Source organism: Rudaea sp. (genome assembly GCF_036560865.1).
Lineage (GTDB): Bacteria > Pseudomonadota > Gammaproteobacteria > Xanthomonadales > Rhodanobacteraceae > Rudaea.
The window spans coordinates 1-18,838 of the sequence record NZ_DATBQK010000083.1; the positions used below are offsets into that span (position 1 = coordinate 1).

19 protein-coding genes, 1 other RNA gene and 1 pseudogene are annotated in these 18,838 nt (G+C 64.7%); 16 read left to right on the forward strand and 5 right to left on the reverse strand.

All coding sequences use genetic code 11. The features are described 5' to 3' along the window. Positions 1 to 696: hypothetical protein (locus VIE67_RS08680; RefSeq protein ID WP_332025270.1), on the forward strand; the 696-nt coding region annotated here is incomplete at its 5' end. A 2-nt stretch (positions 697 to 698) separates the two neighbouring features. Then, positions 699 to 1,658, forward strand: coding sequence for a glycosyltransferase family 2 protein (locus VIE67_RS08685; protein WP_332025272.1), 960 nt, complete (start codon positions 699 to 701; stop codon positions 1,656 to 1,658). A 213-nt stretch (positions 1,659 to 1,871) separates the two neighbouring features. On the opposite strand, the gene VIE67_RS08690 is transcribed toward VIE67_RS08685, so the two are convergent. Together VIE67_RS08690 and ettA are read right to left on the reverse strand one after the other, a co-directional pair. Next, on the reverse strand, positions 1,872 to 2,882 hold the full coding sequence (locus VIE67_RS08690) for a glycosyltransferase (RefSeq protein ID WP_332025274.1): 1,011 nt from the start codon (positions 2,880 to 2,882) through the stop codon (positions 1,872 to 1,874). Between the two features lie 63 nt (positions 2,883 to 2,945). Continuing rightward, on the reverse strand, positions 2,946 to 4,607 hold the full coding sequence (gene ettA, locus VIE67_RS08695; protein WP_332025276.1) for an energy-dependent translational throttle protein EttA: 1,662 nt from the start codon (positions 4,605 to 4,607) through the stop codon (positions 2,946 to 2,948). A gap of 142 nt (positions 4,608 to 4,749) precedes the next feature. Between ettA and glyA the strand changes: the two genes are divergently transcribed. From glyA to VIE67_RS08750, 11 genes and pseudogenes are all read left to right on the forward strand, one after another. Then, on the forward strand, positions 4,750 to 6,024 hold the full coding sequence (gene glyA, locus VIE67_RS08700) for a serine hydroxymethyltransferase (RefSeq protein WP_332025278.1): 1,275 nt from the start codon (positions 4,750 to 4,752) through the stop codon (positions 6,022 to 6,024). A gap of 144 nt (positions 6,025 to 6,168) precedes the next feature. After that, positions 6,169 to 6,693 carry a transcriptional regulator NrdR gene (gene nrdR / locus VIE67_RS08705; RefSeq protein WP_332025280.1) on the forward strand — a complete coding sequence of 175 codons (525 nt, stop codon included), beginning with the start codon at positions 6,169 to 6,171 and terminating at the stop codon, positions 6,691 to 6,693. Positions 6,694 to 6,758: 65 nt separating this feature from the next. Continuing rightward, positions 6,759 to 7,826 (forward strand): bifunctional diaminohydroxyphosphoribosylaminopyrimidine deaminase/5-amino-6-(5-phosphoribosylamino)uracil reductase RibD, encoded by a 1,068-nt coding sequence (gene ribD / locus VIE67_RS08710; RefSeq protein WP_332025282.1) that lies wholly within the window; start codon positions 6,759 to 6,761, stop codon positions 7,824 to 7,826. Between the two features lie 3 nt (positions 7,827 to 7,829). Continuing rightward, a complete protein-coding gene (locus tag VIE67_RS08715; protein ID WP_332025283.1) occupies positions 7,830 to 8,420 on the forward strand; it encodes a riboflavin synthase in 591 nt (196 codons plus the stop codon). A gap of 12 nt (positions 8,421 to 8,432) precedes the next feature. Then, entirely contained in the window at positions 8,433 to 9,335 is a 903-nt protein-coding gene (locus VIE67_RS08720; protein WP_332025285.1) for a CPBP family intramembrane glutamic endopeptidase, read from the forward strand. Further along, positions 9,332 to 9,961 (forward strand): annotated as a pseudogene (gene ribB, locus VIE67_RS08725) (3,4-dihydroxy-2-butanone-4-phosphate synthase); the annotation flags it as partial. The gene VIE67_RS08720 and the pseudogene ribB, both read left to right, overlap by 4 nt. Positions 9,962 to 9,963: 2 nt before the next feature. Further along, entirely contained in the window at positions 9,964 to 10,428 is a 465-nt protein-coding gene (gene ribH, locus VIE67_RS08730) for a 6,7-dimethyl-8-ribityllumazine synthase (RefSeq protein ID WP_332025287.1), read from the forward strand. 44 nt (positions 10,429 to 10,472) lie between these two features. Next, on the forward strand, positions 10,473 to 10,937 hold the full coding sequence (gene nusB, locus VIE67_RS08735) for a transcription antitermination factor NusB (RefSeq protein ID WP_332025289.1): 465 nt from the start codon (positions 10,473 to 10,475) through the stop codon (positions 10,935 to 10,937). A 1-nt stretch (position 10,938) separates the two neighbouring features. Beyond that, the gene (gene thiL / locus VIE67_RS08740; protein WP_332025291.1) at positions 10,939 to 11,925 is read left to right on the forward strand and encodes a thiamine-phosphate kinase; all 987 of its coding nucleotides are present in this window, start codon (positions 10,939 to 10,941) and stop codon (positions 11,923 to 11,925) included. After that, entirely contained in the window at positions 11,922 to 12,416 is a 495-nt protein-coding gene (locus VIE67_RS08745; protein WP_332025293.1) for a phosphatidylglycerophosphatase A family protein, read from the forward strand. The genes thiL and VIE67_RS08745 overlap by 4 nt, the downstream gene beginning before the upstream one ends. 26 nt (positions 12,417 to 12,442) lie before the next feature. Further along, positions 12,443 to 13,180: an acetoacetate decarboxylase gene (locus VIE67_RS08750; protein WP_332025294.1), complete on the forward strand. Its 738-nt coding sequence runs from the start codon at positions 12,443 to 12,445 to the stop codon at positions 13,178 to 13,180. Positions 13,181 to 13,244: 64 nt separating this feature from the next. On the opposite strand, the gene VIE67_RS08755 is transcribed toward VIE67_RS08750, so the two are convergent. From VIE67_RS08755 to VIE67_RS08765, 3 genes are read right to left on the reverse strand one after another with little or no spacing between them, the layout of a single operon-like run. Continuing rightward, complete coding sequence (locus VIE67_RS08755) at positions 13,245 to 13,841, reverse strand: BON domain-containing protein (RefSeq protein WP_332025296.1); 597 nt, start codon at positions 13,839 to 13,841, stop codon at positions 13,245 to 13,247. 59 nt (positions 13,842 to 13,900) lie between these two features. Further along, positions 13,901 to 14,287, reverse strand: coding sequence for a YraN family protein (locus VIE67_RS08760; RefSeq protein ID WP_414707322.1), 387 nt, complete (start codon positions 14,285 to 14,287; stop codon positions 13,901 to 13,903). Further along, the gene (locus VIE67_RS08765; protein WP_332025299.1) at positions 14,287 to 16,134 is read right to left on the reverse strand and encodes a penicillin-binding protein activator; all 1,848 of its coding nucleotides are present in this window, start codon (positions 16,132 to 16,134) and stop codon (positions 14,287 to 14,289) included. Before VIE67_RS08765 ends, VIE67_RS08760 begins: the two co-directional genes overlap by 1 nt. A gap of 97 nt (positions 16,135 to 16,231) precedes the next feature. On the opposite strand from VIE67_RS08765, the gene rsmI reads away from it, so the two are divergent. The 3 genes from rsmI to rnpB form a co-directional block, all read left to right on the forward strand. Next, a complete protein-coding gene (rsmI, locus tag VIE67_RS08770; protein WP_332025301.1) occupies positions 16,232 to 17,098 on the forward strand; it encodes a 16S rRNA (cytidine(1402)-2'-O)-methyltransferase in 867 nt (288 codons plus the stop codon). 25 nt (positions 17,099 to 17,123) lie between these two features. Further along, the gene (locus VIE67_RS08775) at positions 17,124 to 18,473 is read left to right on the forward strand and encodes a pyridoxal phosphate-dependent decarboxylase family protein (RefSeq protein WP_332025303.1); all 1,350 of its coding nucleotides are present in this window, start codon (positions 17,124 to 17,126) and stop codon (positions 18,471 to 18,473) included. Positions 18,474 to 18,549: 76 nt separating this feature from the next. Then, positions 18,550 to 18,838, forward strand: an RNA gene (gene rnpB, locus VIE67_RS08780) — RNase P RNA component class A; the annotation flags it as partial.

Sequence of the window (18,838 nt, forward strand, 5' to 3'; positions counted from 1 at the left end):
CAGCACATCTGGTACGGCGTAGCCCAGGCGCGGGTGCTTGAGGTGAGCGGCTTTACCCCGTTTGCGATGGACAACTCGCAGTTGCTGCCGTGCACGAATCCAGTTGGGCGCGGAGAGGACAGTCTGCATGGAGCGCTCATGCGCTATTGCCATCCGGATGCGTTGACGCTGGAACTGCCGGAAGCCGTGGGCCATGTGCAGGAAAGCGCGCGCAAGCGTTCCGACAGGACGATGTCGGTGTACGCGCCACGGGTGAATTATTTTCTGCGCGATTACGTGCAGCGCCAGTTCGGCCTGTTCAAGGCCGCCGACCCGGGACAACGTCTGCGCTTTCTTGCCGAGGTGCTGCGCGATCTTGCCGGTGCGACCGCGGCCGACCGCATCGCGCATCTGCGCGAGTACTTGAGCTATGCGCGCGCCGACGTTATCGATCGCTTGCAGCACCAACTCGAAGGGGCCGCCGATGCGCCGGTCTACTGGCAGGCCGACGTGCGCGCGATCGCCGAGTCGAACGCGAAAGCCTTGCTGGCGAAAGCACCGCCGCGCCTGGCCGACTGGCCCGAGGACATTGACGCCGCCGGCTGCGCGAGCGCGCTCGCAGGCGAGCTCGGCGGTCTCGCCGATGCGCTCGAACACTGGCCCGCGCTGTGGCAGCACGCGGCGGAGCAGGGCGAGAAACTGCTCGGCACATTGTGAGCGTGGGCCTACAGCCTGACGTGGCTGCACCCGGCGATAGCGGATTGACCAGTGTCATCATTGTCGCTGCCGACAGCGGCGACGGTCTCGCCGAGTGCGTGGCGCGATCGCTCGGCAGCGCGGCGTCGGTGGAAGTGATCGTCGCCGACAACGCCTCGCGCGACGGCAGCGTCGCCCGCGTCGCGCAATTGTATGCGCAGAATGAACAAGTGCGCATTCTGCACAATGATAAAAATCTCGGCTTCGGCACTGCGTGCAACCGCGCTGCGGCGCAGGCGTGCGGGGATGCCTTGCTGTTTCTCAATCCGGACTGCCTGATCGAGACCGATACGATTGCGCGCCTGCGCGCGGTCGCGACAGGCGATGCGCGGATCGGCCTGATCGGCGCATTGCAGCTTGACGCGCAGGGTCGTGTCGATACTGCCTCGCGCCGGCGCGATCCGCTGCTGCGGCGTGCGCTGTCGAGTTTCTCCGGACTTGCGCGCTTGGCATCTCGCTGGCCGGCGCTGGCGGGGGTAGCGATGCCGCCATTGCCTGCGGACGGCGTGGCTGCGCGGAACGGGGCGAGCGAGCCGGTCGAAGCGGTCGATGCCGTATCCGGCGCCCTGATGTTCCTGCCGCACGCGGCTTTCGCGCGCATGCGCGGCTTCGACGAGGACTATTTTCTGCATTGCGAGGATCTGGATCTGTGCCGCCGCATGCGCGATGCAGGCTTGCGCGTGGTCTGTGCGACTGCGCTGCACGTCAGGCATGCGAAAGGCGGATCGAGCCGGCGGCGGCCGCTGTTTGTGGCCTGGCACAAGCACAGCGGCATGTGGCGCTGGTTCAGCAAGTTCGATCCGGCCGCGCGCAACCCGCTGCTGCGCGCTTTGGTCTGGTGCGGCACCTGGCTGCATTTCGCCTTGCTGATTCCGCTCTATCTCCTGCGCGCGCTCAAGGCGCGCTTTGCAAGCGTCGCCTAGAGCATTTTTGACACAAGTGCTTACACAGTGGCGCGACCTCTTTTCACCTCCCCCCTTGTGGGGGAGGTCGGCACGCGCAGCGTGTCGGGAGAGGGGATGGCGCCGAAGGCGCCCGCTAACGCGGGAGCAACCCCTCTCCCCAACCCCTCTCCCACAAGGGGAGAGGGGTTACAAGACAAAGTCACAGTTGTAACCACTTCAACCGAAAATGCTCTAGGGTCTGGGCGCAGCGTAGGGATCGCGAAATCCCAGTCCGTGGCGGCCTTGAACCAGGGCGAGGTTGTCGATCAGTCCCTGATGCGTCGGCAGACGCTGCAATGCTTGTGTCAGCAGCAACTCCGCGCGCGCAGGATTGCCATTGCGATAGTTCGCCATGCCGGCGAGATTCAACGCATTGATGTCGTCGGGTCGCAGCGCGAGCGCGCGTTCGAGGCAATCCAGGGCGACCACAAGCTCGCTGAACTTGAGATAGGTCTGGCCGCAATACAGCAAGGCATCGAAATTGCCCAGCCAGAAATCGAAGAAGGCCGCCCATTTCGCGCGGATGCGTCCGATGTACTCGTCGCGTTGCGCCTTGTCGTCGTTGTCGCCGAACCCGCAGCCGGACTCGCCGGCGTTCGCATTCCATATGCAGGTCGGAATATCGACATAGCGGAACGCGGTGCGCGCTGCGCAGTTGACGAAAAAGTCGTGGTCCTCGTATACCGCGAACGCAGGGTCGAAACGCGCACCCTGTTCGATCAGACTGCGCTGGATCAGCGTGCCGCAGGTGGTCGAGCGGCTGTGGAACCACAGCTGCACATGATTGCCCGGCAGGCTGCAATGTCCGAGCAGGCTGCCGTCGCCATCGAGTACACGCGTGCGTGAGTAGACGATGCGTTCGTTGTCCGCGCGCGGCGCCGTGAGCAGCGTGGTCAGATGCAGGGGCAGCAGTTCGTCGTCGTCGTCGAGAAAATTGAGCCACTCACCGCGCGCAGCGTCGAGGCCGGCATTGGCCGCATCGGGTCGCGACAAACGCTCGCCATGTTCAGGCAATACAAGGCGCAGCGGACGGCCGCGATAGGTCGGCGGCAGCGCCCGGTGCGCGCGCCCGCAGGCGGCGACCACGACGATTTCGAGATTCGGCCAGGTCTGCGCAGTGGCCGAATCGAGCGCGCGCATCAACATCGGCCGATCCATGCTGCGGATCAGGATCGAAACCAGCGGTGCGGTCGAGGGCGCCATCGGAGCGGATTCTGCGGGATGGGTCAAATTGTATACTTTATCTGTGCCCGACGCGAACCCGATTTACGCAAGCTTGCGGTACTTGATCCGGTGCGGCTTGGCCGCTTCCTCGCCGAGGCGTGCCTTCTTGTCCGCTTCGTATTCGCCGTAGTTGCCGGCGAAGAATTCGACATGCGAATCGCCTTCGAAAGACAGGATATGCGTCGCGATGCGGTCGAGAAACCAGCGATCGTGCGAGATCACCAGTGCGCAGCCGGGAAATTCGAGCAGCGCCTCTTCGAGCGCGCGCAGGGTTTCGATATCCAGATCGTTGGAAGGCTCGTCGAGCAGCAGCACATTGCCGCCGGCCATCAGGGTCTTGGCCAGATGCAGACGGCCGCGCTCGCCGCCGGACAACTGGCCGACGATCTTCTGCTGATCCGCACCCTTGAAATTGAAGCGGCCGAGGTAGGCGCGCGACGGGGTTTCGTATTTGCCGACAGTGATCATGTCGGCGCCACCGGAGATTTCCTGCCAGACGTTCTTCGAACTATCCAGCGCGTCGCGCGATTGATCGACGAAGGCCAGCTTCACCGTCTGTCCGAGCACGATCTCGCCTGAATCGGGTTTCTCCTTGCCCATGACCAGCTTGAAGAACGTCGATTTGCCCGCGCCGTTCGGTCCGATGATGCCGACGATCGCGCCGGGTGGAACCTTGAAGCTCAGATCGTCGATCAACAGGCGATCGCCGAATGCTTTCGACACACCCTTGAACTCGATCACGCTGTCGCCTAGACGCTCGCCGGGCGGGATATAGATTTCGTTGGTTTCGTTGCGCTTCTGGTACTCGACCGAGTTGAGTTCCTCGAAACGATTCAGGCGTGCCTTGCCCTTTGACTGGCGGCCCTTCGCGCCCTGGCGCACCCATTCGAGTTCGCGCTGGATCGCCTTGCGCCGCGCCTTTTCGCCGGACTCTTCCTTCTGCAGGCGTTCGTCTTTCTGCTCCAGCCAGGAGGAGTAGTTACCCTTCCACGGAATGCCGCGGCCACGATCGAGTTCCAGTATCCATTCGGCGGCATTGTCGAGAAAATAGCGGTCATGCGTGACCGCGACGACCGTGCCCGGAAATTTCTGCAGGAACTGTTCGAGCCACTCGACCGATTCGGCATCCAGATGGTTGGTCGGTTCGTCGAGCAGCAGCATGTCGGGCTTCGACAAGAGCAGGCGGCACAGCGCGACGCGGCGTTTTTCGCCGCCGGACAGGGTCTTGATCTGCGTCTCCCACGGCGGCAGACGCAGCGCATCGGCGGCGACATCGAGCGTGCGATCGAGCGTGTGGCCGTCGCTCGCGGCAATGATCGCTTCAAGCCGCGCCTGGTCGGCCGCGAGCTTGTCGAAATCCGCGCCCTCCTCGGCGTAGGCAGCGTAGACCGCGTCCAGTTGCGTCTGCGCATCGGTGATTTCCGCGACGCCTTCCTCGACGCTCTCGCGTACGGTTTTCTCGGGATCGAGCTGCGGCTCCTGCGCAAGATAGCCGATCTTGATGCCCGGCTGCGGCCTCGCCTCGCCGTTGTACTCGGTATCCACGCCGGCCATGATGCGCAGCACGGTGGACTTGCCCGCGCCGTTGAGGCCGAGCAGGCCGATCTTGGCGCCGGGGAAAAACGACAGCGAAATGTCCTTGATGATCTCGCGCTTCGGCGGCACGACCTTGGACACACCGATCATGGTGTAGATGTATTGCATGGGGTTCCTGCAGGAGAGTTGAAGCCAGGTAATCCGCAATTATCGCCGATGCCGCGGCGTACCGCCATGTTTGCCGCTGCCGCGGACGAGATAACCCGGTAACATATGCGTCTTGCCGCCCTGGTACGTGGAGACGCCTCGCATGTTTGCCGCAAACCTCAAGATCGAAGGTTACGACCCCGAGCTCGCAGCGGCGATCGCCGCCGAAAAGCAGCGCCAGGAAGACCACGTCGAGCTGATCGCCTCGGAAAATTACGCCAGTCCGCGCGTGCTAGAAGCACAGGGTTCGGTGCTGACCAACAAGTATGCCGAAGGCTATCCGGGCAAGCGCTATTACGGCGGCTGCGAATTCGTCGATATCGCCGAGAAACTGGCGATCGAACGCGTCAAGCAGCTGTTCGGCGCCGACTATGCAAACGTGCAACCGCACTCGGGATCGCAGGCCAATCAAGCGGTGTATTTCGCCCTGCTCAAACCGGGCGACAAGATTCTCGGCATGTCGCTGGCCCACGGCGGCCATCTCACCCACGGCGCCAAGGTGAATCTCAGCGGGAAGATTCTCGACGCGGTGCAGTACGGGGTGAACGAAAAGGGTTTGGTCGACTACGACGAAATCGAAAAGCTTGCGCTCGAGCACAAACCGAAGATGGTCGTCGCCGGTTTCTCGGCGTATTCGCAGATCATGGATTGGGCGCGCTTCCGCGCGATCGCCGACAAGATCGGCGCGTACCTGTTCGTCGACATGGCACATGTCGCCGGTCTCGTCGCTGCGGGTATGTATCCGAATCCATTGCCGCACGCGCACGTCGTGACCTCGACCACGCACAAGACTCTGCGCGGCCCTCGCGGCGGCATTATCGTCGCCAAACATTCTGCAATGGGACCAGCGGCCGAGGAGATCGAGAAGAAACTGCAATCGATCGTGTTCCCCGGCATCCAGGGCGGTCCGCTGATGCATGTGATCGCGGCCAAGGCAGTCGCCTTCAAGGAAGCGCTGGAGCCGGAGTTCAAGACCTACCAGCAGCAGGTTGTGAAGAACGCGCAGGCGATGGCGAAAACCTTCATTGCGCGCGGTTACAAGATCGTCTCCGGCGGAACAGAAAATCATCTGATGCTGGTCGACATGATCGGCCGCGGCGTCACCGGCAAGGATGCCGAGGCCGCGCTCGGCAAGGCGCATATCACGGTGAACAAGAACGCGGTGCCCAACGATCCGCAAAAACCCTTCGTCACCTCGGGTCTGCGCATCGGCACGCCGGCCGTCACCACGCGTGGCTACAAGGAACCCGAGTGCGTCGCATTGGCCAACTGGATCTGCGATGTACTCGACGCGCCGGCCGACGAACGCGTGATCGCCGGCGTGCGCGGCAACGTCGAGAAGCAGTGCAAAGCGTTTCCGGTGTACGAAAAACCGTGAGACGGGAGATGGGAGACGGGAGAGCGTCGTGAGACGAGTGAGTCCACGTCACCAGTTGAAACGCAACCCGATTTGCGTGCCGTCGGTGCTTGCTGCTCTCTGCGTCTATCGTCTCCCGTCTCCCGTCTCCCGTCTCCCGTAACGGTGCACTGCCCCTTCTGCCAGCACGACGACACCCGCGTGATCGACTCGCGCGAAGCCGACGATGGCGCGACGATCCGTCGGCGGCGCGAGTGTCCGCAGTGCGGCGAACGCTTCAATACGTTCGAGACGATCGAAATCAAGTTGCCTGCGGTGGTGAAAAGCGACGGCCGGCGCGAGGCGTTCGACGAGCGCAAGCTGCGCGTCGGCGTCGAACGCGCGTTGCATCATCGCCCGGTCGCCAGCGACGCGCTCGACAATGTCGTGCGCGAAGTCGTGCGCCAGCTGCGTTCGGTCAACGAGCGCGAAGTCGTCTCGCGCCTGATCGGCGAATGGGTGATGAACGAATTGAAGCGCCTCGATCAGGTCGCCTATGTGCGCTTTGCCTCGGTGTATCGGCGCTTCGAGGACGTGCAGGCATTCCGTGAGGAAATCGAAAGGCTGGAACGCGATCTGCCCGCGCTCGAAGGTTTGCAATTGCCCTTGCTCGGCGAAGTGGTTACCACGGCACACGGCAAGAAACGTTGATGTTGCCGCCGAGTCCCGAGTGCCGGGTCCCGGGTCCCGTCTTCTCCGCCATCGATTACGCGCATATGGCGCGCGCGCTGCGTCTGGCTGAGCACGGTTTGTATACGACGCAGCCGAATCCGCGCGTGGGTTGTGTCATCGCGCATGGCGAGGCGGTGGTCGGCGAGGGCTGGCATCAGCGCGCCGGTGAACCCCATGCGGAAGTGTTTGCCTTGCGCGCGGCCGGCGCGCACGCGCGCGGTGCAACTGCGTACGTCACCCTTGAACCATGCTCGCATTTCGGACGAACGCCGCCGTGTGCCGACACACTGATCGCAGCGGGGATTGCGCGCGTCGTTGCTGCATGCGAGGACTCGAATCCACAGGTCGCTGGCGGCGGTTTTGCAAAATTGCGCGCGGCCGGTATCACGGTCGAATCGGGTCTGCTGCACGCGGCGGCGCGTGAGCACAATCGTGGTTTTTTTGCGCGCATCGAGCGTGGCAGACCGTGGCTGCGGGTCAAGTTGGCGATGAGCCTCGATGGACGCACTGCGTTGGCAAATGGCGAATCGAAATGGATCACCGGTGAGGCCGCACGCGCAGACGTGCAGCGCTGGCGTGCGCGCAGCTCAGCGATCCTCACCGGCAGCGGTACGGTGTTGGCGGACAATCCCCGGTTGACTGCGCGTGCCGAGCCTACGGGAGATGAGAAAGCCATCGCTCCTTTGCGCGTCGTGCTTGATACGCAGCTGCGCACTCCGCGTAACGCGAACGTACTCGATGGCAGCGCGCCTACCCTGATTTTCCACGCGCCCGATGCGCAGCTCGGCGATGATCGATTCGCGAAAGTTGAGCTCGCGGCGCTCCCGCTCGATGTGCAGCGCCGACTCGATCTGGGCGGGGCCCTTGAACTTCTCGCGCAGCGCGGCATGAACGAAGTCCAGGTCGAGGCCGGTCCCACACTCAGCGGCAGTTTGTTGCAAAGTGGATTTGTGGACGAATTGCTTTTGTATATCGCACCGGTGCTGCTGGGCGACAAGGCGAGGCCATTGCTGGTGTTGCCAGGGCTTGACGAAATGACGCAGGCGAAGCGTTTGCGCATCGTCGACCAACGCAGCATTGGCGACGATCTGCGAATGTTGTACAGGGAATAGCCGATGTTCAGCGGAATCATCCAGGCAGTCGGAACGGTGGCGCAGTTGCAGCCGCGCGGCGGCGATGCGCGGCTCGTCGTCGATGCAGGCAATTTCGATTGTGCGGACATCGGGCTCGGCGACAGCATCGCCGTGTCCGGCGTCTGCCTGACCGCGGTCGAAGTCGATGCGCCGCGCGTGGCGTTCGATGTCTCGGTCGAGACCCTGTCGCGCACGACGCTTGGGGCATTGAAACCCGGCGATGGCGTGAATCTGGAAAGGGCCTTGCGCTTGTCCGACCGCCTCGACGGCCATCTCGTCGCCGGCCATGTCGATGGCGTCGGTCGTGTGATCGCGGTCGAATCCGATGCGCGCTCGCAGCGCTGGACCTTGGAGGCGCCGCCGGAATTGGCCAAATACATTGCGAGCAAGGGATCGATCTGCATCGACGGCGTCAGCCTGACCGTGAACGAAACCGACGGTGCGCGTTTCGGCGTCAATCTGATACCGCACACGATCGCCATGACGACGTTCAAGGACAGGCGTGCGGGCGACGCCGTGAATCTCGAAGTCGATCTGATCGCGCGCTATGTCGAACGTCTGCTGCGCGGTTGACGGTCGATCGCCATGCCCACGCAAACATTCGAATCAGCCACGCCGTCGGCGGTCGCGCCGCTTGCGAAAAGCAGCGTCCCGGCGCGCACGCTGCGCTCCGCAGCGGTGGCGCTGATCGCCGAATTTCTGATTCTCGCGCTGCCGCTGAATTTCGTCTACGGCTTTGTCGCGCACAACGCCTATCGCATGTCGCTCGGCGCCGGCCTGCTGTTCGCGCTGCTCGCCGTCGTGTTCGCCTGCAGCGGTTACACGGTTTACGCGCGCTACGTCGCGCGGCGCGAGCCGGGCGAGCTGGCGCTGCGACGACTGGTCGATTTGCCGCGCGGCTGGCTGCTCGGCGCGGTCCTGATCGGCGTTATTGTTGCGACGATTGCAGTCGCCGGTGATCTGAACTTGTCCGCGGGCGGCTGGCCCGCACTGGCCGGCCTGCCGGCGATCCCGCTGCTGGCCGGTGTGTTCGAGGAGCTGATCGCACGCGGCGTCGTTTTCCGCAATCTGGAAAATCTGTTCGGTAGCGAAATCGCGATCGCGCTGTCGGCGGCATTGTTCGGTTGGCTGCACATTGGCAATCCGAATGCGACCGCGCTCAGTGCGACTGCGGTCGGGCTCGAAGGTGGCGTGATGCTGGCCGCGTTGTACGTTGTCACGCGTTCGCTGTGGTGGCCGATCGGCGTGCATATGGCCTGGAATTTCACCCAGACCAGCGTGTTCGGCATCGCCGATTCGGGCAATCCGGGGCGTGGACTTCTGCACACGCAACTTGCCGGGCCGGAGTGGCTGACCGGCGGCGCGTTCGGGGTCGAGGCGTCCGTCGTTGCGGTCGTCGTCTGCGCGGCGCTCAGTGCAGGTTTGCTGCTGCGCGCGTATCGCAGTCGGCGTATGGTTGCGCCACTATGGGAGTTGCGCCGCAGATGAGTGGTTCGGGTAGGTTCAATTCGATCGGCGAGATCCTCGACGAGATCCGCGCCGGGCGTATGGTCGTGATCGTCGACGATGAGGATCGCGAGAACGAAGGCGACCTGATCATGGCCGCGGAAAAAGTGCGCGCCGAGGATATCAACTTCATGATTCGCGAGGGACGCGGCCTGGTCTGCCTGCCGCTGACGCCGCAGCGCTGCCGCCAGCTCGATCTGCAACCGATGGTAGCGCTCAACACGTCCTCGTTCGGAACCAATTTCACCGTGTCGATCGAAGCGGCCGCGGGCGTCACCACGGGCATCTCGGCGCATGATCGCGCACATACGATCCGCACGGCGGTGCGCGCCGACGCGACGCCGGCCGATCTGACCCGGCCCGGGCATATTTTTCCGATCATGGCGCATGCCGACGGCGTGCTGGGCCGCGCCGGCCACACCGAAGCGGCGTGCGATTTCGCGCGTCTCGCCGGGTTTGAAGCCGCCGGTGCGCTGGTCGAGATACTCAACGACGACGGCACGATGGCGCGGCGTCCGCAGCTCGAAGAATTCGCCCGTCGGCATGGTCTCAAGATCGGCACGATCGCCGATCTGATTGCCTATCGCCGCGCGCAGCAGCGGGCCTTGCGATGACGATTTATTCCGGCGAATTGCGTTCCGCCGCAACAGCGCGTTTCGCGATCGTGGCCAGCCGCTGGAATCCGCGCATCGTCGATGCGCTGATCGATGGTGCGCAGCGCAGCTTCATTGCGCATGGCGTCGAAGCGGGCGCGATCGACGTCGTGCGCGTGCCCGGCGCGTGGGAAATTCCGATCGCGGCGGCGAAACTTGCGCGTGCGGGCAAGCATGCGGCGATACTCGCGCTCGGCTGCGTCGTGCGCGGCGACACCCGGCACTACGAGCACGTCGCCGACAATTGCGCACAAGGTTTGATGCGCGTTGCGCTCGATCACGGCGTGCCGGTACTCAATGGCGTGCTCGCGGTCGAGCTGCATGAGGACGCGCAGGCGCGCGCAGGCGGCGCGCACGGCAACAAGGGCGAGGAAGTCGCGCTCGCGGCGCTCGAAATGGCCGATTTGTGGGCGCGGCTGTGAGCCAGCCCTCCGGAAGCGCAGTGTGCTTGCGTTAAACTAGCGGCATGAACAAACACCCACGTCCCGACGGCGTCGATCTTGCCGCTCGTTCGCGCGCGCGCCGTCGCGCCCTGCAGGCGGTCTATGCCTGGCAATTGAGCGGCAACGCAATGGCGCGCGTGATCGACGAATTCCGTCACGAACAGGATATGGAAGTCGCCGATCTCGGCTACTTCGAGGACCTGCTGCGCGGCGTGAACGAACACTGCGCCGAACTCGACGCCGGAATCGCACCGTTTCTCGACCGCGAGGTGGCCCAGGTCGATCCGATCGAGCGTGCTGCGTTGCGCCTGGCTGCCTACGAGCTGCGCTATCGCGTGGACGTGCCGTATCGCGTCGTGATCAACGAGGCGATCGAAGTGACCAAGCGCTTCGGCGCCGAGTACGGCCACACCTATATCAATGGCGTGCTCGACAAGCTCGCCGCACAGTGGCGGGTGGCGGAATATTCCGCCGGCGCACGCGGCTGACGTGGCCGAATTCGATCTGATCGAATTGATCCGTGCACGCTGCGCCATCGCGCGCGACGATGTCCGCCTCGGCATCGGCGACGATGCAGCGCTGCTTGCGGTGCCGGCCGGGCAGGTGCTTGCGGTCAGCACGGACACGCTGGTTGCCGGCGTACATTTTGCACAAAGTACAAAAGGATACGACGTCGGCTGGAAGGCGCTCGCGGTCAATCTCAGCGATCTCGCGGCGATGGGCGCGACGCCAGCCTGGGCGACGCTGGCGCTGACCTTGCCGCAGGCCGATGCGGCGTGGGTGGCAGATTTCGCCGATGGCTTCGCCGCACTCGCGCGCGAATTCAAGCTCGCCCTGGTCGGTGGCGATACGACGCAGGGGCCGCTCAGCATCACCCTGACCGTGCACGGTTTCGTGCCCGAGAAGGCGGCGTTGCGCCGCGATGCGGCGCAGATCGGCGATGCGGTGTTCGTCACCGGCACCCTCGGCGATGCGGCGGCCGGGCTGCGCTGTCTGGACAAGCACACTACCGCTGCGCAGCGCACGCTGGCCACGGCATCCACTATGCGCGAAAGCCTGATCGCGCGCCTGCAGCGGCCGACACCGCGCATCGCCCAGGGTCTGGCCTTGCGCGGCCGCGCGCGTGCCTGCATCGATGTGTCGGATGGTCTGGTCGCCGACCTCGGGCATATCTGCACGGCCAGCAGCGTGGGCGCGGAGATCGATCTGGGCTTGCTGCCTGCGTCGCCGGCGCTGTTCAGTCTGTTCGATGCGGATGCGCGCGCCGAAATGCAGCTCGCAGGTGGCGACGACTACGAATTGTGCTTCACGGCGCCCAAGGCCAATGCCACGTACTGGTTGAACGATCTGGCCAGCAGCGGTTGCGGCGCGACGCGCATCGGCCGCATCGTCGCCGAACCCGGCGTGCGCGTGCACGATAGCGCGGGCAACCCGGTTGCGATCGCGCGCGCAGGCTGGCAGCATTTCGCGTCATGAAGCTAAGCGCCGATCAGCGCCGCGATTTGCTGCGCCATCCCGCGGGCTGGATCGCCTCGGGTTTTGGCTCGGGTCTGAGTCCCGTCGCACCCGGTAGCGCCGGGTCGCTCGCGGCCCTGCTGCCGTGGCTGGCATTGCGCGAATTGCCGTGGCCGCTGTACTTCGTCGTGCTTGCGCTTGCGTTTGCGCTGGGCGTCTGGGCCTGCGGCTGGGTCGTGCGCGTGCTGCGCATCGACGACCCCGGCGTTGCGGTCTGGGACGAATTCGTCGGCCAATGGATCGCGCTCGCACCTCTGTTATGGCTGGAATCTGCGTGGTGGTGGATCGCGGCCGGATTTATACTTTTTCGCATTTTCGATATCGCCAAACCCTGGCCGGTGTCGTGGGCGGATCGCCGCCTCGACGGCGGCCTTGGCGTGATGCTCGACGATGTGTTCGCCGGCATTTATGCCGCGATTGTGCTCGTTCTTGTCATGCATTTTGCAGCATAGCCACCCTTTCCCTGAAGGAGTCCGCAATGACCGAAGACGAAATCCGCAGCAAAGCTTTCGCGATGCCGATCGACAACCCGGCCTATCCGCCGGGGCCGTATCTGTTCGTCGATCGCGAATATATGGTCATCACCTACCGCACTGATCCGGAGGCCTTGCGTCGCGTGATTCCCGCGCCGCTGGAAATGACCGAGCCGCTGGTGAAATACGAGTTCATCCGCATGCCGGATTCGACCGGTTTTGGCGATTACACCGAATCGGGCCAGGTGATCCCGGTCACGTACAAGGGCGAAGCCGGCGGATATGTGCGCATGATGTTTCTCGACGACCATCCGCCGACCGCGGGTGGGCGCGAGATCTGGGGCTTTCCGAAAAAACTCGGCGAGCCGGAATTGAAGGTGCATCGCGACACCTTGGTCGGCACGCTGAGGTATTCGGATCTGCCGGTCGCGGTCGGCACGATGGGTTACAAATACGCGCCGATGGACGAGGCCAAAGCGATTGCCGGCATGCAAGCGCCGGCGTATCTGCTCAAGATCATTCCGCACGTCGACGGCACGCCGCGCATCTGCGAACTCGTGCGCTACGCGATGCAGTGCAAGCAGTTCAAGGGCGCGTGGACCGGCCCGGGTGCACTCGAATTGTTCGCGCACGCGCTCGCGCCGGTTGCCGATCTGCCGGTGCGTGAAATCGTTTCAGCCGTACATCTGAAAGCCGACCTGCTGCTGCCGTATGGCGAAGTGGTGCACGATTATTTGAAGTGAGACGAGGGCCTAGGGCTGAGGGCTGGAGCCGTACAAAGTTGCCAAGGACTACGCTCCTCAGCCCTCAATCAGTATACTCAAACACCTTCACCACCTTGTCGATGCCGCCGACATTGCGCGCGATATCGACGACCGCGTCGGCTTCCTCGTGGTTGACCATGCCCATGAGAAAAGCGGTGCCATGCACGACGGTCACGTTGACGCGCAGGGGATCGAAGCCGGGCAGACTGGTGATGTCGAGCAGCGCGGTCTTCACTCGCGCGGTCATCGCATTGTCCTCGCGACGGCGCCAGAAGCCCTGTGGTTCATCGGTGATATCGAGTTCGTTGACCACGCGTTGAACGCCGTCGAGATTCTTCACTTTGGACTGCGCGCGCTGCTTCAGGTCCTCGCTGCGCACTTGGCCGCAGAGCAGGACCACGCCGTTATAGACGATGGTCTTGACGTAATTGTCGTTGGCGACGAAATCCCGATCGCGATTGATCGCGTCGCTCGCATTGAGCGCGATGCGGCGGTCGCCGATTACGGTACTCGTGTCGCGACGGTCGTGGACGACATCAGCGCCGACCGCGGCGCCACCGGCGACGGCGAGCAGGCAACCGTGCAGAAAAGGCAGCAAGGCGAGCAGGAGCAACAGCGTTTTGGTCGAGTGGATTTTCATGATTCCGTTTCGTCGAAAGAGGTGTTTTGCGGGTCGACACATTCGCGCGATCGCCGTGACTAGCCGCTGAACGCGTCGAACGCCGCACGCATCCATTCCAGTTGCGGACGCTCGAGCGTCCCCGCACAGCCGATCACGTCGAAGCGGCAGGGCAGGCTGGCGTACTGCGGATGCGCCTGCAGCCAGATCTGCGCGGCACGCACGAGTTTCGCGCGCTTCGCCGCGCCGACCGAAGCCGCGCCATCGCCGTGCCCGCCATGCTGGCGGTAGCGCACCTCGGCAAAGACGACGCTGCCGCGATCGCCGAGGATCAGATCGATCTCGCCGTAGCGGCAGTGGAAATTGCGCGCGAGCAGCATCAGCCCCGCGCCTTGCGCATGCACAAGCGCCGCATTTTCCCATTGTATACCAATATCGCGGGCGGTCACGACGTGCGGCTTTGACATCATTGTGCCGGTACGCTGCTCATCTGCAGACCGCCGTTGAGCGGGTGCGCGACGCCGTCGGTGAAGCGCGCCCAGATCATCAACCGCTGCACGCGACCGAGGCCATCGATCGTGAGCTGGCCGGTCGCACCCGGCTGGTAGCTGTCGTGGTGCTGCTCCAGCCAGTCCAGATAGGGCACCAGCGCGTAGGCGTCCATGCCCATCGCGAACAGGCGTGCGCCCGGGCCGCGCGCCGATTCGAGCGAACCGGCGATGTCGCTGTAGCGCGGCAGTCCGACCACGGCATCGAACAACCAGGGTGCGTCGCAGAATTCCACACCGTCGAGGTCGCGATCCATGCCCGGATTCAGATTGCCGGCGAACACATGCGAGGTGGCGAACACGGGCGTGCCCGAATAGCCCGCGAGCTTGAGTTGCGGCAACAGCAGGCGCGCCTGCTGCGGACGCATGCTGATGAAGATGCCGGCGTCGCCGGGCACCTTCGCGTCGGCCGGCAGCGGCGCCGCGCCCGGCAGCGGTGTCGTCGCGGCGCCGGCCGGCAGTGTGCCGAGGGCCTGATGTATCATTGTGGAAAAATTCACATCGCTGTCGCGCAGGCGCGCTTCGCCGAGCACGACACCGTGCCGGCTTTCGAATTGCGCGCGGAACGCGGTCGCGGCGCGCTCGGCCCAGTCGTCGCTCGCAGTAATGATCGCGGCCTGTGTGATGCCGCGTTCGAGCATGTGGTTGGCGCCCTGCACGGCTTCGGTGTCGGGCACCAGGCCGTACGCAGCGCTGCCCGGCGGCGGCGCCTCGCCGTGTTCGGGCTGGTTGAGCGCGAGTACCGGCACCGGCAGACTGGCCTGTGCGAACACCGCCGAAACCGCGTCGCGCAGCAGCGGCCCGACAACATGGTCGGCGCCATCACCCAGCGCACGCTGGTAAGCGGCCACGGCGTCCGCGGGCGTATTGCCCGAGTCGTACACGCGGACTTCGGGGCGCGGCAGATGGGCGTCGGAAAAATACGCGGCGAAAAAACCGTCGCGGATCGGCTGCGCCACCGCCTTGAGCTGGCCTTCCACCGGCAGCAGCAGGGCGACGATATGCGCGGCACGATAGCCTTCGCCACTGTTCGCATTCTGCCCGAGCGCGAACGTACCGACCGGCTCACCCGGATTCTGCACCGCCTGCGGCAGCGTCTGGCCGCTCTTGCGCAGCACCTGATCGATGAACGGCCGCAGCGCATCGTTCGGCGGCAGGGCGGCAGCCTGGTCCTTGAGCATTTGCGCATCGAGCGGCGCCAGCGTGTCGAGAATCCGCGCCTCGTTTTGCGCTCGATCGCTTGCTTTGAGCAACGGATCGAGCGCGGCGCGCGTGCGCGCACTGCCAAAGGCGTCGCCGGACGCGGCTTGGGCGCGGGCACGCAATTCGAGCGTGCGCTGACGCAACGGCGGCGACAATGACGCTTCGGGCAAGGTGAGCAGATTCAACGCGCGCGCTGCGTCGTGATGCGACAGCGCGACCTCGGCTTCGAGCAGATCCACGCGCGTGCTTTCCGGCGGACTCAGGTGCCGCGCTTCCACCCCTTCGAGTGCCCAGGCGACCGCGTTGAGATTGCCTTCCTCGCGATAGGCCTCGGCGGCGCGCAGGCGATAATGGTCGCGATACTCGCGGTCCGCATCGGCCAGATCCATGAAGGCCTGGCCGGCGCGGCCGAAATCGCCGTTGTGATACCAGGTTTCCGCATCCGTCGCGCTCGGCACCTCGGCATTCGAACGCCAGAAGCCTTGATCCATGCAACCCGCCAGCCCCACGCACAAGCCGATCGCGAAGAAGAATTGGCGTGACGGGCGAAGAACTGCGCGCATGAAGGCGTCCGGCAAACAAGCTGCACGCATGATAGCCGATGCGCCGCGCCCGCGATGCGCAGCGGTTAAGCTATGCGGTGGCGGATGAGAGACGGCGATGACCATGCGTGACGGCAATAGTGCGGCGACCGCAGGAATGCTTTTCGTGGTCGCCACACCGATCGGCAATCTCGACGACTTGTCGGCGCGCGCGCGCGCGACGTTGGCGGACGTCGATCTGATCGCCGCCGAAGACACGCGCCATAGCGCCGCGCTGCTGCGTCATTGCGGCATCGCCACGCGCTGCATCGCGCTGCACGAGCACAACGAGCGCGAAGCCAGCGATGATCTGGTGCGCCAGATGCTCGCCGGCAAACGCATCGCGCTGATCAGCGATGCGGGGACGCCGCTGATCAGCGATCCAGGATTCCGCCTCGTGCGTGCGGCGCGTGCGGCGGGCATCGCGGTGAGTCCACTACCCGGCGCGTGCGCGGCGATCGCGGCGCTGTCGGTAGCGGGCTTGCCATCGGATCGTTTCGTGTTCGAGGGATTCCTGCCGTCGAAATCCGCGGCGCGGCGTGCGCATCTGCAAAGTCTGCGCAGCGAAACGCGCACGCTGATTTTCTACGAGTCGAGTCACCGCATTATCGAGGCGCTGGACGATTTCATCGCCGTGTTCGGCGCCGAGCGCGAAGCCGTGCTCGCGCGCGAGCTGACCAAGCTGTTCGAGACCGTGCTCGGCGGCACGCTCGGTGAACTGGCTGCGCGCGTCGTTGCCGATCCCGATCAGCAGCGCGGCGAGTTCGTGCTGTTGGTGGCCGGTGCGCAGACGGATGCGGATAGCGCGCGTCTCGCCGAGGGCCGGCGCGTATTCGAACTGTTGCGCCACGAACTGCCGCCCGGGCGCGCGGCGAAATTGGCCGCCGCGATCAGCGGTGCACCGCGCAACCAGCTGTATGGGGTCGAACCCGCCGCGGAAGTTTAAGATCATCACTCCGTCGGAGCATGCGATGAACGCACTGTTGCAGGATGTCGCCACGCGTGCCAGCGCGTATCTTCAAGGCCTCGCCGAGCGCCACGTTGCGCCCGATCCAGCCGCCGTGGCTGCGCTTGATGCGCTCGATGGCGCATTGCCGGACGCGCCCTGCGATCCACATGAAGTCGTCGCCTTGCTCGACCGCTACGGTTCACCGGCCACCATGGCGATCGCCGGTCCGCGTTTTTTCGGATTCGTGATGGGCGGTGCGCTGCCGGCCGCGCTTGCTGCAAATTGGCTCGCGTCGGCTTGGGATCAGAATACCGGCTACTACAACATCACGCCGGCGACGGCGCGGCTCGAGCAGACCGCGTTGCGCTGGCTGCTCGACTTGCTCGATCTGCCGCGCAGCTGCGGCGGCGCCTTCGTCACCGGCGCGAATGTGGCGAATTTCGTCGGGCTCGCGGCGGCGCGTCACGCCGTGCTTGCGCGCGCCGGCTGGAAGGTCGAAGCCGATGGCCTGTTTGGCGCACCGCCAATCACCGTGGTCGTCGGAGAGGAAGCGCACCCGACCCTGATCAAGTCGCTGGGCCTTCTCGGCCTCGGTCGCAACCGTGTGCTGCGCGTGCCGGTCGACGGCCAGGGTCGCCTGCGCGTCGATGCGTTGCCGGAAATCTCCTCGCCCGCCATCGTTTGCGCACAGGCGGGCAATGTGAACACCGGCGCCTGCGATGCGGTCGCTGCGATTCGCGAACGCATCGGTGACGGCGTGTGGCTGCATGTCGACGGCGCCTTCGGTCTGTGGGCGCGAGTGGCACCATCGCGCGCCGAATTTGCGCGCGGCATCGAGGTCGCGGATTCCTGGGCAACCGATGCGCACAAATGGCTCAACGTGCCCTACGACAGCGGTCTGGCCTTTGTGCGCGATGCCCATGCGCTGAGCGCGGCCATGGCGATCACCGCTGAGTATCTGCCGACCGCGAGCCCGTGGCGCAATCCTTCGGACTTCACACCGGAACTGTCGCGCCGCGCGCGCGGGGTCGATGTCTGGGCGGCGCTGCGCAGCCTCGGCCGCAGCGGCGTCGCCGAAATGATCGAACGCAATTGTCGGCAAGCGCGGCGTTTCGCCGAAGCCTTGACGGCCAGCGGTTTCGACGTGTTGAACGAGGTCGTGCTCAATCAGGTGCTGGTGTCATTCGGCGACGCTACGCGCACACAACGCGTAATCGCCGCGCTGCAGGCCGACGGTACCTGCTGGTGCGGCGGTACGGTCTGGCAGGGACGCACGGCGATGCGCATCAGCGTTTGCTCGTGGGCGACGACCGATGCCGATGTCGAGCGCAGTATCGATGCGATGATTCGCGTCGCCGCCGCCACTCCTTGATCACCGCCGATGAGCTCGAGCTGAGCGAAGCTTCTTGATTCGCCGCCGTTCATGGCCATTCGGCTAGAATACGCGCGGAGTCGGCCAGACAGTCGCGAGGTGCGCAAGTACTTCGAGGAAAGTCCGGGCTCCACAGGGCAGAGTGCCAGGTAACGCCTGGGCGGCGTGAGCCGACGGAAAGTGCAACAGAGAATAGACCGCCGATGGCCCGCAAGGGATCAGGTAAGGGTGAAACGGTGCGGTAAGAGCGCACCGCGCGCGGGGCCAACGCCGCGCGGCACGGCAAACCCCACTCGGAGCAAGACCAAATAGGGGAGCAATCACGCGGCCCGCGTGGCTCCCGGGTTGGATGCTTGAACGCCGCG